Source organism: Embleya sp. NPDC025285, from assembly GCF_055558835.1.
The window spans coordinates 1-16,415 of record NZ_JBVHLU010000160.1; the positions used below are offsets into that span (position 1 = coordinate 1).

At 74.2% G+C, this 16,415-nt stretch carries 4 protein-coding genes; 2 read left to right on the forward strand and 2 right to left on the reverse strand.

What is annotated here, in order from left to right:
- Together ACZ4FV_RS48910 and ACZ4FV_RS48915 are read right to left on the reverse strand one after the other, a co-directional pair.
- On the reverse strand, positions 1–3,101 hold a 3,101-nt coding region (locus tag ACZ4FV_RS48910), incomplete at its 3' end, for a condensation domain-containing protein (protein WP_465327725.1).
- Positions 3,098–10,834, reverse strand: coding sequence for an amino acid adenylation domain-containing protein (locus tag ACZ4FV_RS48915; protein ID WP_465327727.1), 7,737 nt, complete (start codon positions 10,832–10,834; stop codon positions 3,098–3,100). The genes ACZ4FV_RS48910 and ACZ4FV_RS48915, both read right to left, overlap by 4 nt.
- Before the next feature lie 183 nt (positions 10,835–11,017).
- Here ACZ4FV_RS48915 and ACZ4FV_RS48920 point away from each other — a divergent pair, with 183 nt between their 5' ends.
- On the forward strand, positions 11,018–14,548 hold the full coding sequence (locus ACZ4FV_RS48920) for a non-ribosomal peptide synthetase (RefSeq protein ID WP_465327729.1): 3,531 nt from the start codon (positions 11,018–11,020) through the stop codon (positions 14,546–14,548).
- Between the two features lie 101 nt (positions 14,549–14,649).
- A complete protein-coding gene (locus ACZ4FV_RS48925; protein WP_402237216.1) occupies positions 14,650–16,317 on the forward strand; it encodes a (2,3-dihydroxybenzoyl)adenylate synthase in 1,668 nt (555 codons plus the stop codon).
- The last annotated feature ends 98 nt before the right edge of the window (positions 16,318–16,415 follow it).

The window sequence follows — 16,415 nt, forward strand, 5'->3', positions numbered from 1 at the left end:
ACATACGCCGGATGCTCCAACCGCGCCCCATCCGAACGCACGAAGTCCGAACGCTCCACATCCGACAGATCCGCCCCCGACAACCCCGCCAACTCTGCCCGCACCGAAGGATCGTCGAGATCGACGGCGTCGGGGGTATCCGGGCCGGGGCCGCTGGTGAGGACACAGACGGGCGCGGTGTCGGCGAGCATCCACGCGGTGCGTTCGGCGGGCACGTCGCGTTCGATGGGCAGGTAGGCGGCACCGGTCTTGAGCACCGCGAACAACGCCGCCACCATGTCGGCGGTCCGCGGCAGCGCCAGACCCACCACCCGCTCCGGACCCGCGCCCCGCACCCGCAACAACCGCGCGATCCGATTCGACCGCTCGTTCAACTCCCGATACGACCACACCAACGGCGCCGCACCATCCGGATCCTGCACCACCGCGACCGCATCCGGAACCAACCCCGCACGCTCCTCCAACAAATCCGCCACCGTCACCTCCGGCACCGGATGCGAAGTCGCGTTCCACTCGGCCACGACGCGTCGGCGTTCGGCCGCTTCCAGGATGTCGACGCGGGCACACGCGCGGGTGGGGTGACTCGCGAAGGCTTCGAGGATGCGCAGGTAGCGCTCGGTCAGAAGCTCCACGTCGGCGCGATCGAAGGCGTCGTCGTGGTACATCGCGCGCAGGCGGGTGACCTCGCCGGGGGTGATCACCACGGACACCGGGTAGTGGGTGGCGTCGCGCACCGCGTGGCCGAGGACGCGCAGTCCTCCCTCGGGGCCGAACCCGCGGTTCCTGTCCGGCAACGGGAGGTTCTGGAAGACGAAGAAGGTATCGAACAGCGGGCCGGCGCCCACCATCGCCTGGAGTTCGCTCAAGCCCAGGTAGGGGTGGTCGTGCAGGTCGGCCTTGTCGTCCTGGGTGCGCCGCCACAGCTGTGCGATCGGCTCGTGCGGCGCGACGCGGACCCGTACCGGGACGGTGTTGAACAACACGCCGACGGTGGTGTCGATGCCGTCGACGTCGGGGTGGCGTCCCGACACCAACGCGCCGAACACCGTGTCGTCGCGTCCGGTGAGTCGGCCCAGCAGCAGCCCCCAGGCGCTTTCGTACAGCGTGCCCACGGTGACGCCCGCCTCGCGGGCGCGGGCCGCCAGGCGGGCGGCGAGCGCGGCGGGCACCTCGCGGTGGATCTCGCCGGCCGAGGCCGGCGTGGCGTCGTCGCCGGGCGGGCGCGGGCCGGCCAGGAGCGTGGGTTCGGCGACGTCGCCCAGGTAGGCGTACCACGCGTCGCGGGCCGCGTCCCGATCGCGGGTGCCCAGCCAACGCAGGAAGACCCGGAAGGGCGTGGTGGCCCGCGCGCTCTCGGCCTCGGCGTCGGTGTAGAACTCCAGGAGCGAGGTCAGCGCGAGGCCGCCGGACCAACCGTCGAGCAGCGCGACCTGGGACGTGAGCAGGAGTCGGTGGCCGGTGTCGGAGGTACGGGCCAGGGCGAAGCGGATCAGCGGGGGCCGGGCCGCGTCGAACGGGATCTCCCGTTGGCGGTCGGCGAACGCCTCGAAGGCGGCGTCGACATCGGCCCCGCGGTCGGTCAGGTCGGCGTAGGCGAACGGCACGGTGAACCGCTCGGGGATCACCTGGACGGGGCCGTCCTCGGTGCTCACGAAGCCCGCGCGCAGATTCGGGTACTTCTCCAGGACCCACCGCGCCGCGCCCGCGAGGCGATCGGCGTCCACGGGGCCGTCGAGGAACAGGACGGCCTGCTGTACGTAGATGTCGCGGGCCGCGCCGTCGAGCATCAGGTGGAAGAGCAGACCCTCCTGCAGCGGCGACAGCGGCAGCACCTCGGCCACGCCCAGGCCGCCGATCGCAGAGTCGAGGGCGGCGTCACGGGCGGCGAGGGCACCGGCCTGCGCGTCGTCCTCGCGTCCGGCCCGGGCCGCGTCGAGCAGGGCGGGTTCCAGTGCCGCCCGCCAAGTCCGGAGCAGTGCCGCGACGTCGAGTTCGGGCAGCGCCTTCGGATCGGCGACAACCCGCAGCGCGACCCGTCGCCCGGCCCCGGCGGGCGAGTGGTCCACCCACAGGTCCAGGCGCAGCGGATAGCGCGAGACGGCGTACCCGTCGCTCTCGCGATCGTAGGCGAGCAGTTCCTCGTCGCCGAGGTCGGTATGGCCGTAGGCCACCAGCACGCCTGCCTCGGGCGCGTCCGCGAGGGCACCCGCGGTCTGCTCGCCGAGGTAGAGCGCCAGGCCGAAGTCGGCGGCGGCGCGCGGGTTCGCGGGCAGCGCGTCGGTGTCGGGCGAGCCGGGTTCCAGCAGGGCGGGGAAGACGCGTCGCAGGTCGCCTACGGTGCGGGCGAAGCGTCCGTCGTGGCGGTCCCGGTCGTCCTCCACGACGTCCACGAACAGCGGCCCGGGGGCGAAGCGGGCCAGGATCCGCGCCGCGGTCGAGGCGACGATCGTGCGCAGCGGCGTCCGCGTGCTCAAGGGGTCGGTGTCGAAGGGGAGTTCGAGCATGGTCGCGGCGCCGGTGGGCGGCGTGTCCCAGGCCCCGGGCTCGCTCCCGGGCCACGGCGCGGGCGCGTCCAGGTCGTCCACCCGGTCGATCAGGGTGAACCAGTCGGTGGCCCGGTCGACCAGCTCCGGGTCGTCGGCCTCGCGGGCGACGGCGGCGGCGTAGTCGGCGGTCGGCGCGGGCTCGGGTCCGATCGGTTCGCCGCGCAGTCCCGAGCGCAGTTCGCCGGCGAGGATGCGCCACGAGGTCCCGTCGACGACGGCTCCGGGCAGGGCGAGGACCAGCAGCCCGGGCAGTTCGGGGCCACGATCCACCCACGCGGTCGCGGGCGTACCGTCCACCCGTGCCACCCGGGCGGTCGAGCGCCGGGCGTCCGTGTCGACCGTGAAGGTGCCGCACCACGCCGTCGGGCCGCCGGTACTCAGGTCCCGGTGTCGGGCCAGGACCGCCACCGCGCGGATGTGCGCGGCGTCGGGTGCGAGTTCGCGCGGGGCGACCATCGCGCGCACCGTCGGCGGCGCGTTCTCGAACGCCTCGCGGCTCCACAGTGCCGCCGGGGTGTGGGCCGGGTGGTCGTTCGAAGGGTTGAGGTCGCTCACGTCGTCCGCCCGGTGTCCGTGTTCGGTGTGGTCGTCTCGTGGTCGGTGGTCGTGCCGGCTCCCGGGATGCGCGCGGTCGTCCGCTCGACCCACGTCGCCAGCAGGCGGCGTGCGTCCTCGGCGTCGACGGTGGGCCCGGCATGCAGGGTGAGCCGGCACCGCGTGCCGTCCTCGCCCGTCGAGACGGCGATCGCCGCGTCCAGGGGCCAGCGCGTACTGACCGCCGAGGGCAGGTCGTCGGCCCAGCCGTGGGCAGGCGCGTCGCGCAGGACGATCTGCGCGCGGGCAACCCGGCCCAGGACCCGGGCCCCGGATCGGCTCGCATAGCGCATTCGGGTGTATCCGGCGCCGCGCAGGTCGGCGGCGTGCACGTCCGGCAACGCCCCTTCCCGGTCGAAGGCGAGCGGGTAGGCGTAGGCGAACGACCCGACCGGCGCCACCGTTTCGCCGGATCGGTGCGGGTCCACCACCCGGTCGATCAGCAATCTCTCCGGTTCGGGGCTACGCGTGCGCAGCGCGCTCAGGAACGCCTCGCCGGCGGCGGCCCGAACGGCCTCGATGGAACCGGCATCGGGGGTGGTGACCACGATGGTGCTCAGGAACAGGGAGCGGCCGTAACCCGTGCCTCGTACGGCGGGCGCGGGCGTCACGTCGCGCAACTCCTCTGCCCAGGCGACCGGATCCGCGTCGATGCGATCGGCGTCCGCCGGCGAAGCGTCCGCCGGCGTCGCGTGCGCACGCGCGGCGACCAGGGGGAGGGCATCCGCCGCCGCACTGTCGGCTCGCGCGGCGACCTCCGGCCCCGCGTCGGGCTCGGCAGCCGATGTCGACGGCGGATCCGCCCGTACGTCGGCGGCCAGTTCGTCCGCGATCCGTTCGACCGCCGCCGCGTCCAGCACCAGGGCGTGCGCGGCCACGAACAGGCGCCCCGGCGTCAGCGTCACCGCCAGCGTCGGCCCTTCGACCACGTCCAACGCGGCCACCGTCCGCGCGAGCTGCTCGGCCACGTCTTCCCGCGTACCGGCGACGACAGCCACTCTCGGGTTCGCCTCGGCCGTCGACGTGGTGCGCCACAACCGCTTGCCGACCGTCTCGATCCGCAGCCGCAACACCGGGTATCGACGAGCGAGTCCGGCAACGGCCGTCTCCAGTAGCCCCGTTCGCCCGGAAGCGACGGCCCGCACCGCGCACACATGGTGGCCGTTCGGCCCGGTCCCGCCGTCCCGGAAAACGTGGGCCAGCGGCGGGTCGGCGAGCACGAGCGGTGCGGGGGGCGCCGTCGGGACCTCGTCGCGGCGGGCGACCCGGGCGAGCGCGCGTACGCTCTGGTGCCGGAAGACGTCCCGAACGGTGAACCGCAGTCCGACGGCACGGGCCTTGGTCGCCACCAGCGTGGCCCCGATGCTGTCCCCGCCCAGTGCGAAGAACCCGTCCCGCACGCCGACGCGGTCCACCCGTAGCACCTCGGCGAAGATTCGGGCCAGTTCGGCCTGCGCGGGATCGCTCGGCGCGCCGTCCGCGGTCGGCGCGGCGACGGCCGGATCCGGCAGCGCGGCCCGGTCGAGTTTGCCGTTGGCCAGCAGCGGCAGCACGGGCAGGACCACGATCGCGGCCGGGACCAGGTGTTCGGGCAGGTGATCGGCCAACTCGCCGCGCAGCGCCTCGGGGTCCACGGACGCGGAGGCGCTCGCGACCACGTACGCCACCAGCAGCGGCGCACCGGTCGGCCCGGGCCGGGCGGTGACCACGGCGGCCGTCAGCTCCGCCCGCCCGGTCAGCAGCGCCTCGATCTCGCCCAGTTCCACCCGCACGCCGCGCAGTTTGACCTGATGGTCGGTCCGGCCGAGATACACCAGGGCGCCGTCGGCGCGCCGGCGCACCAGGTCCCCGGTGCGATACATCCGGGTGCCGGGCGGGCCGTAGGGGTCGGCCACGAAGCGTTCGGCGGTCGGACCGGGACGGTGCAGGTATCCGTCGGCGAGTTGGGCCCCGGTCAGGTACAGCTCGCCCGGCAGCCCGATCGGGGTGGGTCGCAGTCGGGCGTCCAACACCAGGGCGCCGGTGTTCCACACCGGTCGTCCGATCGGCACGACGTCCTCGACGACGGTGCCGGCGGGATTCCACGCGGTCGCGGTGATCGTGGCCTCGGTGGGCCCGTACGTGTTGTGCGGCATCAGCCCGAGCACTCGGGCGCTGCGGCGGACGGTGGCCGGTGGCAGCCCCTCGCCGCCACACAGGAGCAAACGCAACGCCCGTTCGGCCGGTGGCGTCGGGCTCGGGCCGGTCGCGGCTTCGACGACGTCGAGGAGGGCGTCCAGCACGGGCGGCACGAAGTGCGCGACGGTGACCGCACGGGTGTCGATCAGTGCGGCCAGGTGGGCGGGATCACGGTGGCCGTCGGGATCGGCCAGGACGACGGCCGCGCCCTGGCACAGCGGCCAGAACAGCTCCCACAACGACACGTCGAACCCGACGGGCGCCTTGTGCAGGACGCGGTCGGCGGGGGTGAGCGCGTACTCGTCCTGCACCCAGGCCAGTTGGTGGGCGAGGGCGCCGTGTGAGACCAGCACGCCTTTGGGGCGGCCGGTGGATCCGGAGGTGTACAGCACGTACGCGGGGTGCGCGGCCCGCGGCGGTGCCGGCAGTTCAGCCGAGGCCGCGGCCTCGGTCGGGTCGTCGGTGGTCACGATGACCGGCACGCCCCAGGGCCGCCGCGCGTGCGCGGCGTCGGTGAACACGAACGCCGGCCGGGCGTCGGCGATCGTCTGCGCCAGGCGTGCGGGCGGCTCCCCGGGATCCAGCGGCACATACGCCGCACCGCTCGCGAGCACCGCCAGGAGCGCGACCACCAGGTCGGCCGAGCGGGGCAGTGCAATCGCGACCAGGGTGCCGGGCCCGGCCCCCCGGTCGATCAGCCGTCGCGCGTTCGCCCGCACACGATCCGCCAGTTCGGCGTACCCGGTGGCCGTGCCGGCCGCGTCGATCAGGGCGGGGGCGTCCGGGGTGCGGCGGGCCTGGGCGGTGAAGCGCTCCACCACGGTCGTCGTGGGCACCTCGTGCGCGGTGGCGTTGACCTCGTGCACGAGCAGCCGGCGTTCGGCGTCGGTGAGCAGGTCCAGGCCGCTCAGGCGCGCGTGCGGGTCGGCGAGCACGCGGGAGAGCAGCCGGTGCAGCCGGTCCAGCAGCGTGACGACGCCGCTGTGCTCGAACAGGTCGCACGCGTAGCCGGCTTGCACCCGGATGCCGTCGGTGGCGGTCTCCACGAAGCGCAGGTCCAGGTCGAACATCGCCGCGCCCGTATTCGGCGCGAAGGGCTCGGCGTGCGTGCCGGGCAGCGCCAGTTCGATCTCCTCGGCGCGGTGGTGGGTGACGGTGGCCTGGATCAGCGGGTGCCGGGAGAGCGTACGGGTGGGCCGCAGCCGCTCCACCACCCAGTCGAAGGGCACGTCGGCGTGCGCGAAGGCGGCCAGGTCGGCGGTCCTGGTGCGTTCGAGGAGCTCGGCGAAGGTCGGGTCGCCGTCGACTCGGGTGCGCAGCACGACGGTGTTGACGAAATAGCCCACCACACGGTCGAGATCCTCGTCGGTGCGGCCCGCGACGGGGGCGCCCAGGAGGATGTCCTCGCCCGCGCCGAGGTGGTGCAGTACGGCCACCACGGCCGCGTGCAGGGTGGTGAACACGCTGGTGCCGGCGTCCTGTGCGACGTCGCGCAGGGTGTCGACGAGGTCGGCGGGCAGGGTGTGTTCGACGCTCGCACCACGATGGTTCCGCTCCGCGGGCCGGGAGCGTTCGGCGGGTAGCGCCAGTTCCTCCGGTGCGTCGCGCAAGGTCTGCGTCCAGTAGTCGAGTTGGCGCCTGGTCAGATCGGTGGGCGTGTCCCGCGCGCCCAGGATCGCGCGTTGCCACGCCGCGTACGAGCCGTGCCCGACGGCCGGTTCGGGACACGCCTGCGGCTTGGATCCGGTGGTGTGCGCGGTGTAGGCGGTGGTCAGGTCGGCCAGCAGCGGCCCGAACGACCAGCGGTCGGCCGCGCTGTGGTGCAGCACCAGGACCAGGACGCACTCCCCGTCGGCGGGTCCGACGAACACCGCGGCCCGCACCGGCAGGTCGGCGCCGATGTCGAAGGGGCGGGCGACCAGGGCCGCCACCTCGGCGGCGAGCCGCTCCGCCGGCCACGTGTGGGCCGCCACGACGGCGCAGTGCAACCGCGAGTGCGCGGCGGCGGGGGCGAGTACCTCGCGTACGGGTGTGCCGTCGGTACCGGGCACCAGGAGCGTGCGCAGGCTCTCGTGACGCCGGACCACGTCGCGCAGCGCCGCACGGATCGCCTCCGGGTCGACCCGCCCGCGCAGGCGCACCCCCAGCGGCAGGTTGTAGGCCGCGGACGGTCCGCGCACCTGTTCCTCGAACCACAGACCGACCTGCGCGAACGACGCGGGTGCCGGGTCGGGTACGGCGATCTCGCGGACGCGCGGGCGCACCGGCTCGGCGGTGTCCAGCAGTCGGGCGAGCGCGGCGGGTGTGGGCGCGTGGAAGACGTCGGGCACGGCGAGTTCGACCGCGAAGGCGCCGCGCAGCCGGTTCGCCAGCCGTGCCGCGAGCAACGAGTGCCCGCCCAGCGCGAAGAAGTCGTCGTCCGGCCCGACCTGGTCCGGTGCCAGGTCGAGGAACTCGGCGAAGATCGCGCACAGGGCGCGCTCGCGGTCGTCGGCCGGTGCCCGCGTCGGCGCGGTGCTCGCCCGCGGGGCGGGCAGCGCGGCCCGGTCGAGCTTGCCGTTGGGGTTGAGCGGGAACGCGTCCAGGACGACGTACGCGTCGGGCAGCAACGGCGCGGGCAGGGTCTGGGCGAGCCCGGCCCGTACCGCGTCGACGTCGATCGAGGTGCCCCGGGTGGGCACGAGATAGGCGCACAGCGCGCTCCCGGACCGGATCGGCACCACCACCGCGCGGGCGATGCCCCGGTGTCCCAGGAGTCGGGCCTCGATCTCGCCGGGTTCGATCCGCACACCGCGGATCTTGATCTGGTGGTCCGCCCGGCCCAGGAATTCCAGTTCGCCGTTCGATCGCCGCCGGACCAGGTCGCCGGTGCGGTACAGCCGGCTCCCCGGCGGCCCGTACGGGTCCGCGACGAATCGCTCCGCCGTCGCGGCGGGGCGGCCGAGATAGCCGCGGGCGAGGCCGTCGCCGGCGAGGTGGAGCTCGCCGGGTACGCCGATGGGCACCGGGCGCAGCGCCTCGTCCAGCACGTGGGCGCGGGTGCGCGAGATCGGCCGCCCGATCGGCACGGTCGCGGACGCGGCGGCGGGCGGGCGGTGGACGTGCGCGAGGCTGTCGCCGGCGGCCTCGGAGCAGCCGTACAGGTTGACCACGCGGGCGTCGGGCCAACGTGCGGTAACGGCGTCGGCCAGGGCGGCGGGCAGGGCCTCGCCGGAGCAGATCCACGTGTGCACGCCGGCCAGGGACCCCGGCGGCGCGGTGTCGAGGAGCGTCTCCAACAGGCTGGGCACGACGGTGAGTACGCCGGCGCCGTGGCCGTCGGCGAGTTCGGTCAGGCGCAGCGGGTCCCGGGCGGTGGCGTCGTCGGCCAGGACCAGGGTGTCGCCGGCGACGAGGGCGCCCAGGATCTCGGTGCTGCCGTCGATGAAGGCGAGGGCGCTCTTGGCCACGCGAACGCTCGTGCCGGGCGCGGCGGTGAGGGCGGAGCGGCCCCAGCGCAGCCGGTTGCCCAGGGCGCGTTGGGTGCCGACGACGGCCTTGGGGCGGCCGGTGGAGCCGGAGGTGAAGACGACGTAGGCGGGCGCCTGCGGGTGGATCCGCGGGCGGTCCGCACCGGGTGTCGCGGCGCCGGTGGGTGCGGCGGGGAGGTCGTCGACGCGCAGCACGGGCGCCGCGTCGGCGGGCGGGGTGTAGCCGGCGTCGCACACCAGCAGGTCGGGTGCGGCGTCGGCGAGCATCGCGGCGACGCGCGCGGGCGGGTGGGTGCGGTCGAGCGGCAGGTAGGCGGCGCCGATCCGCAGGGTGGCGAGCAGGGTCGCGATCAGGTCGGCGGTGCGTGACAGGGCCAGGGCGACGACGGGTTCGCCGCCGGCGCCGTTCGCGCGCAGGGCCTCGGTGAGGGCGGCGGCGATCCGGTCGGCGCGCGCGTCCAGGTCGGCGTAGGTCCAGGTGGTGTCGCCGGCGCGGACGGCGACGGCCCGCGGTCGTTCCCGGATGCATGCGTCCACGAGCGCGGCGACGCCGCCGGCGGGGAAGTCTTCGTCTTCGTCGCGGGGTTGCTCGACGATCTCGTCCGCGGGGATCGCCTCGAGCAGCGCGAGCGGCGCGTCGGGCTCGGCCAGCGCGGCCGTCAGCAGGGTCTCGAGGTGGGCGAGCAGGCGTTCGATGGTGTCGGGTTCGAACAGCGGCGTGCGGTAGGTGGCCTCCACCAGCAGGTCCTCGTCCCGGAGGAAGCCCTCCAGGGCGAGGTCGAACTGGGTGGTGCCGTTGTGCACGTGCCGCCAGGAGGTCTCCAGGCCGGGCAGGTCGAGTTCGCCCAACTCCTGGGTGAGCAGCCCGAACATCACGTCGAACAGCGGCGGCCGACCCGGACGGCGCGGCGGGCGGACCTCGTCCAGGACTCGGTCGAAGGGGATGTCCTGGTGCTCGAACGCGTCGGCGCACACCGCGCCCAGCCGTACGGCGGCCCGGCGGAACGTCGATTCGCGCGTGTCGTCGGCGAGATCGGCGCGCACCACGACGGTGTTGCCGAAGTTGCCGATCAACTCGGCGGCGTGCGCGTTCGCCCGGTCCATCACCAACGTGCCGATCGGCAGGTCGTCGGCGCCGGTGTAGCGCCGGAGCACCGCCGCGAACGCGGTGAGCACGACGGTGAACGGGGTGACGCCCGCCTGTGCGGCGAACGCGCGGATGCGGGCCGGCAGTTGCGGGTCCAGGCGACGCACGATCCGGCCGCCGCGCTCGTCCGGTGGGGGCCTTCTGGGGCCGTCGGCCGGCAGCTCGGGCGGGTTCGGCGGCGGGGTCAGCCGTTCGCGCCAGAACTTCGTGCCCGCGTCGTCGAGCGGCCGGGCGTGCGCCCATGCGGCGATGTCGGCGTACTGTACGCGCGGCACGGCGGCGGTGAACGCCGACTCCGCTTCGTGGGCGCGCCGGTAGAACGCCGCTAGGTCGCGCGCGAGCACGCCCCACGTGCCGCCGTCCCAGGCGATGTGGTGCACGACCTGGACCAGTGTGTGGTCCTCGGGCCCGAAGGCGAGGAGTTCGTGGCGCACGGAGCGCTCACGCGCGAGGTCGAAGGGGCGAGAGGCCAGACGGAGCGCGACCCGATCGGCCTCGGCCTCCCTCGACTCGGCCGGGATGTGGGCGAAGTCACGTATAGGCAGGGCGATTTCGGGTGTCGCGGTGACCACCTGGTGCGGCAGGCCGGTGGGGTCCGCGTGGTAGGTGGTGCGCAGGACCTCATGCGCGCGCAGGAGTTCGCGCGTGGCCACGCGCAGCGCGGCCACGTCGAGCGGGCCGCGGATCCGAATCAGCAGGCAACCGTTGTACGACGTGCTTTCGGGGTAGGCCTGCTGGTGCAGCCACAGGCTGTGCTGTACCGCGGACAGCGGCGTGGGCGCACTCCGGTCGCGCGGTTCGATGGCGTCGGCGGGGGTGTCCGGTTGCATACCCGCTTCGGCCAGCAGCCGCCGGATCAGCTCGCGGCGACGGTCGGCGGCCTGGTTCGCACTCGTCAAGGCGTGGCCCCTTCGGCGCCGGTCCGAGGAGCGGCGAACTGTCTTGATCGATCGAAAAGCCTTGCCCGACTTAGGTTTGCCTAGCCTATATTTGTGACGCTCGGGGTGGGTGTCAAGGACGTCTCGGATGGACACCGTCGCACTCGCGTCCCGCGGACACATTCGTGATCGAAGGAGAACAGCGTGCGGCTGACCGTCGAGGACGTACGGCGCGACGTGGCGGAAATGCTGGGCGTGGCACCGGAATCCCTGAGCGACGGGGACGACCTGATCGCGCACGGACTCGACTCGCTGCGCCTGATGCGCCTGGCCGGCGGATGGCGCCGGGCCGGCGCCCGGGTCACCTTCGCGGACCTGGCCACCGCACCCACCGTCGGGGCGTGGGTCGCGCTGCTGGCGGGCGGCGAGCCGGCGGCGGCCGAGCCGGATCCGCTACCGACGGTCGAGCCGGCGGCGGAACCCGGCACCGGGCCCGGGTCGTTCCCGCTCGCACTCATGCAACACGCCTATTGGATCGGTCGTTCCGAGGGACAGACCCTGGGCGGTGTCGCGGCGCACCTGTACACCGAGTTCGACACCGAACCCGGCGCCGCCGTGGACCCGGCCCGGCTGGAGGCCGCCGCGCGCGCCCTGGTCGCCCGACACCCCATGCTGCGCGTGCGGATCACCGACGACGGTCGTCAGGAGATCCGCCCCACCGTGCCCGGCGACGTGCTGCGGGTGCTGGACCTGCGCGACGCGGACGCCGCGACCGCCGCCGAGCACCTGGACCGCGTCCGCGACGAATGTTCGCACCAGATGCTCGACATCGAAGCCGGCCGGGTCTTCGACCTGCGGGTGAGCCTGCTGCCCGACGGCCGCAGCCGATTGCACCTGGACGTGGACATGGTGGCCGCGGACGCGCTCAGCTACCGGGTGTTGCTGGCCGATCTGGCCCACCTGTACGCGCACCCCGAGCGGGTGCCCGCCGAACTCGGCTACGACTACCGCGATTACCTCGCCGCCCGTCCCCCGCTGCGGCGCGCCGCGGCCGAACGCGCCGCCGCCTACTGGCACGAGCGCATCCCCGACCTGCCCGGCGCGCCCGATCTCCCGCTGCGCGCCCCGCTTCCGGCCGACCTGACCCGAGTGACCCGGCGTCACCTGTGGCTGACCACCGAGGAGCACGGGCACTGGTCCGCCCGCGCGCACGCGCACGGGATCACCCCCGCGATGGCCTTCGCGACCGCGTTCGCCGCCGTCCTGGCCGGTTGGAGCGCCGGCCCCAGGTTCCTGCTGAACGTGCCGCTGTTCGACCGCGAGGACCTGCACCCGGACGTACCGCGCCTGGTCGGCGACTTCACCGGATCGGTGCTCCTGGACGTCGACATGTCCGAGCCGCGCTCGTTCCTGGACCACACCCGCGCGCTCCAGTCCCGCATGCACCGCGACGCGGCGCACGCCGACCACTCGGGCCTGCACGTACTGCGCGACCTGGCCCGCGCTCGGGGCGAACAGGTGCTCGCCCCGATCGTGTACACCAGCGCACTGGGCCTGGGCGAACTCTTCGACGCCGACGTTCGCCGACTGTTCGGCGAACCGTCGTGGATCGTCTCGCAGGGGCCGCAGGTGCTGCTCGACGCCCAGATCACCGAGGTGCGCGGTGGACTGCTGGTCAACTGGGACGTGCGCGAGGACGCCTTCCCGGACGGTGTCGTGGACGCGATGTTCGCCGCCTATCGGGAGTTGGTCACCCGCCTGGGCACGGCCGAGGCCGACTGGCGGGAGCCGATGCCGGACCTGCTGCCCGCCGCGCAGCGGGCCGTCCTCGATCGGGTGAACACCACCGACGCCCCCCGGTCGCGGCACAGCCTGCACGAGGGATTCTTCGCGCACGCCGCGGCACGACCGCACGCGCCGGCCCTGCTGTGGGGCCCCTCGGACGCCGACGGCGGCACCTTGTCGTACGGCGAACTCGCCGAGCGCGCACTGCGCGTGGCCGCCGCCCTGCGCACGCGGGGCGTCGCGCCCGGCGAGAGCGTGGCGGTCACCCTGCCCAAGGGGCCGGAGCAGATCGTGGCGGCGCTGGGCATCCTCGCCGCCGGCGCGGCCTACGTTCCGATCGGCGTCGAGCAGCCGGCCGCGCGCCGCGAACGCATCCACCGCACCGCGGGCATCCGGCTGGTCCTGGACACCGACGGCGCCGGCGGTGCCTCGCCCCTCGCGCCCGCGCTCGCCCTCGCCGAGGCCGCCGCACTCCCCGCGCCCACCGCCGAGCCGCCGGTTCGCGTCGACGAGGAGAGCATCGCCTACGTGCTCTTCACCTCCGGCTCCACCGGTGAGCCCAAGGGTGTCGAAGTCCCGCACCGCGCCGCGATGAACACGATCGACGACCTCGTCGAGCGCTTCGCGCTCGGACCCGACGATCGCGCGTTGGGCCTGTCCGCTCTCGACTTCGACCTGTCGGTGTTCGACGTGTTCGGCCTGCTGTCGGCCGGCGGCGCGGTGGTCCTGCCCGCCGACGAGGACCGACGCGAGGCCGGCCGCTGGGTGGACCTGGTCCGCGAACGGCAGGTCACCGTGGTCAACTGCGTACCGGCACTGCTCGACATGCTGCTCACCGCGGGCGCGGGACCGACGTCGGCGGGCCTGGGCGACACACTTCGGGTGGTGCTGCTCGGCGGCGACTGGGTCACCGTCGATCTTCCCGGGCGGCTGCACGCGCAGGTGCCGCAATGCCGTTTCGTCGCGCTCGGCGGCACGACCGAGACGGCCATCCACTCCACCGTCCACGAGGTGCCGGCCGGCAGCGAACTACCGGCCCAGTGGCGGGCGATCCCGTACGGCACGCCGCTGCGCAACGTGCGCTGCCGGGTCGTGGACGCGGTGGGCCGGGATTGCCCGGACTGGGTGCCGGGCGAACTGTGGATCGGCGGCGACGGTGTCGCGGCCGGATATCGCGGCGATCCCGAGCGCACCGCGGACCGCTTCGTCGAGGTGGCCGGGCTACGCTGGTACCGCACCGGCGACCTGGCCAGGCGATTGCCCGACGGCGCTTTGGAGTTCCTGGGCCGCGCCGATCACCAGGTCAAACTGCGCGGGTTCCGGATCGAGCCGGGCGAGATCGAGGCCGCGTTGGCCGGCGTTCCCGGGGTGCGCCGCGCGGTGGCGGGCGTGCACGAGGGTGCCCTGGTCGCGGCGGTCGCCGCCGGGTCCGACGTAGGTGTGGAGCAACTCCGGGACGCGGCGGCGAAGTCGCTGCCGGCGCACATGATCCCCGAGCACATCGTGCGGGTCGACGAACTGCCGTTGACCGCCAACGGGAAGATCGATCGCCGCGGGTTGGCCCCGCTGTGGGGACGCCGACCGGCGGGCCCACCGCCGGAGCCGCCGCGCACCGACCTCGAACGCCTGATCGCGTCGGTTTGGCAGGAGGCACTGCCCGCCGGCGAGCGCGAACTCGGGCGCGACGACGACTTCTTCGCGCTGGGTGGGGACTCGATCCTGGCCACGGCGATCGTGGGCCGCCTGCGTGAGGTCCTCGGTGCCGGGGCGGTCACCGTCCGCCTGGTCTTCGCCGCCCGCACGGTCGCGTCCCTGGCCACGCGCCTGCGGGCGCAGGAGACGACGCCCGGTCGACTGGAGCGGATCGCCGGGATCCACGTGCGGGTCGCGGCGCTGTCGGACGAGGCGGTCGACGCCGCGCTCGCGGCGCAGCCCCCCACGACGCCGTGACCGGTGCCCCGGGCGACCGCCCCGAGGCGGTCCCCCACCCGCGCGACCACCACCCCTCGACCCCCTCGATCCCGTCGATTCCCTCGATCCCGGAGCCCTCGATGCATGCCGAGAACACCATGTCCCTGCCTGGTTGCGTGCCGTGGCCGGACGAGTTCGCGCGGCGCTACCGCGCGGCCGGGTACTGGCGCGGCGACACGCTGGGCGCCCTCTCCCGCTCGTGGGCCAAGGCGTGGCCCGAACGCACCGCCCTCGTGGACGCCGCGGGCCGCGTCACCTACGCCGAGTTGCACCACCGGGCCGAACGCACGGCGGCCGGGTTCGCCGAACTGGGTGTGACCGCGGGCGACCGGGTGGTGGTGCACCTGCCCAACTCCGCCGACTTCGCCGTCGTCCTGCTGGCCCTGGCCCGGCTGGGGGCCGTACCCGCGCTGTGCCTGCCGGCGCATCGCGCGCACGAGATCGGCCACCTCGCCGCCCTGTCCGAGGCCGTCGCGTACGTCATACCCGATGTGTACGCGGGCTTCGACCACCGCACCCTGGCCCGGGAGATCCGCGACCGGGTCCCCTCCCTGCGGCACGTGATCGTCGCGGGCGAGCCGGACGGCCCCGATCAGACGAGGCTGGCCGACATCGACGCCGAACCGGGCGAACTCCCCGGCCCGGCACCTGCCGACGTCGCCGTTTTGCTCGTCTCCGGCGGAACCACCGGTCTGCCCAAGCTCATTCCGCGCACCCACGACGACTACGCGTACAACGCCCGGGCGAGCGCCGAGGTGTGCGGCCTGACCGCCGACGACGTCTACCTGGTCGCGTTGCCGGCGGCGCACAACTTCCCGCTCGCGTGCCCGGGCATCCTCGGCGTTCTTGGCGTCGGCGGCACCGTCGTGTTCGCCGCGGACCCCAGCCCCGACACGGTCTTCCCGCTGATCGAACGCGAACGCGTCACCGTCACCGCCGTCGTGCCGCCGTTGGCCGACCTGTGGTCGCAGATGTGGGAGTGGGAGCCGGGCGACCGCTCGTCGCTGCGGCTGATCCAGGTCGGCGGCGCGCGGCTGAACGCGGACCTGGCCCGCACCCTGGGCCGGAGCCTGGACTGCACGGTGCAACAGGTCTTCGGGATGGCCGAGGGCCTGCTCAACTACACCCGCCTCGACGACGGTCCGGACCTGGTCGCCGAGACCCAGGGCCGGCCGCTGAGCCCGGACGACGAGGTGCTGGTCGTCGACGACGAGGGACGACCGGTCGCCGAGGGCGAGATCGGCGAGTTGCTCGTGCGCGGCCCGTACACGATTCGCGGCTACTACCGGGCCGAGGACCACAACGCCGGCGCGTTCACCCCACAGGGCCACTACCGCAGCGGCGACCTGGTCCGCCGCCTCGCCGGGGGATACCTCGTGGTCGAGGGCCGCGTCAAGGAAGTGGTCAATCGCGGCGGCGAGGGCGTTCCGGCCGGCGAGTTGGAAGAGCACCTGGCCACCCACCCCGGCGTGCGGCACGCGGCGGTGATCCCGCTCCCCGACCCGGTCCTGGGCGAACGCGTGTGTGCGGTGATCGTCCCCGCCGACCCCGCCGCTCCCCCGACCCTGCCCGACCTCAAATCCTTCCTCACCGCCCGCGGTCTCGCCGCCTACAAGTCCCCCGACGTCCTGCACTTCGTGCCCGCGCTCCCGCGCACGGCCATCGGCAAGACCGACAAACGAGCACTGGCTCACGACGTGACCCCCACCCCCGACGCCCCGGAGAAGCCCCACCCCCACCCGCACTGACCTCCCCACCCGGACCCGGGGGGGGGGGGGGGGGGGGGGGGGGGGGGGGGGGGGGGGGGGGGGGGGGGGTGGGAGTCCACGCTCCCACACCCCCCCCG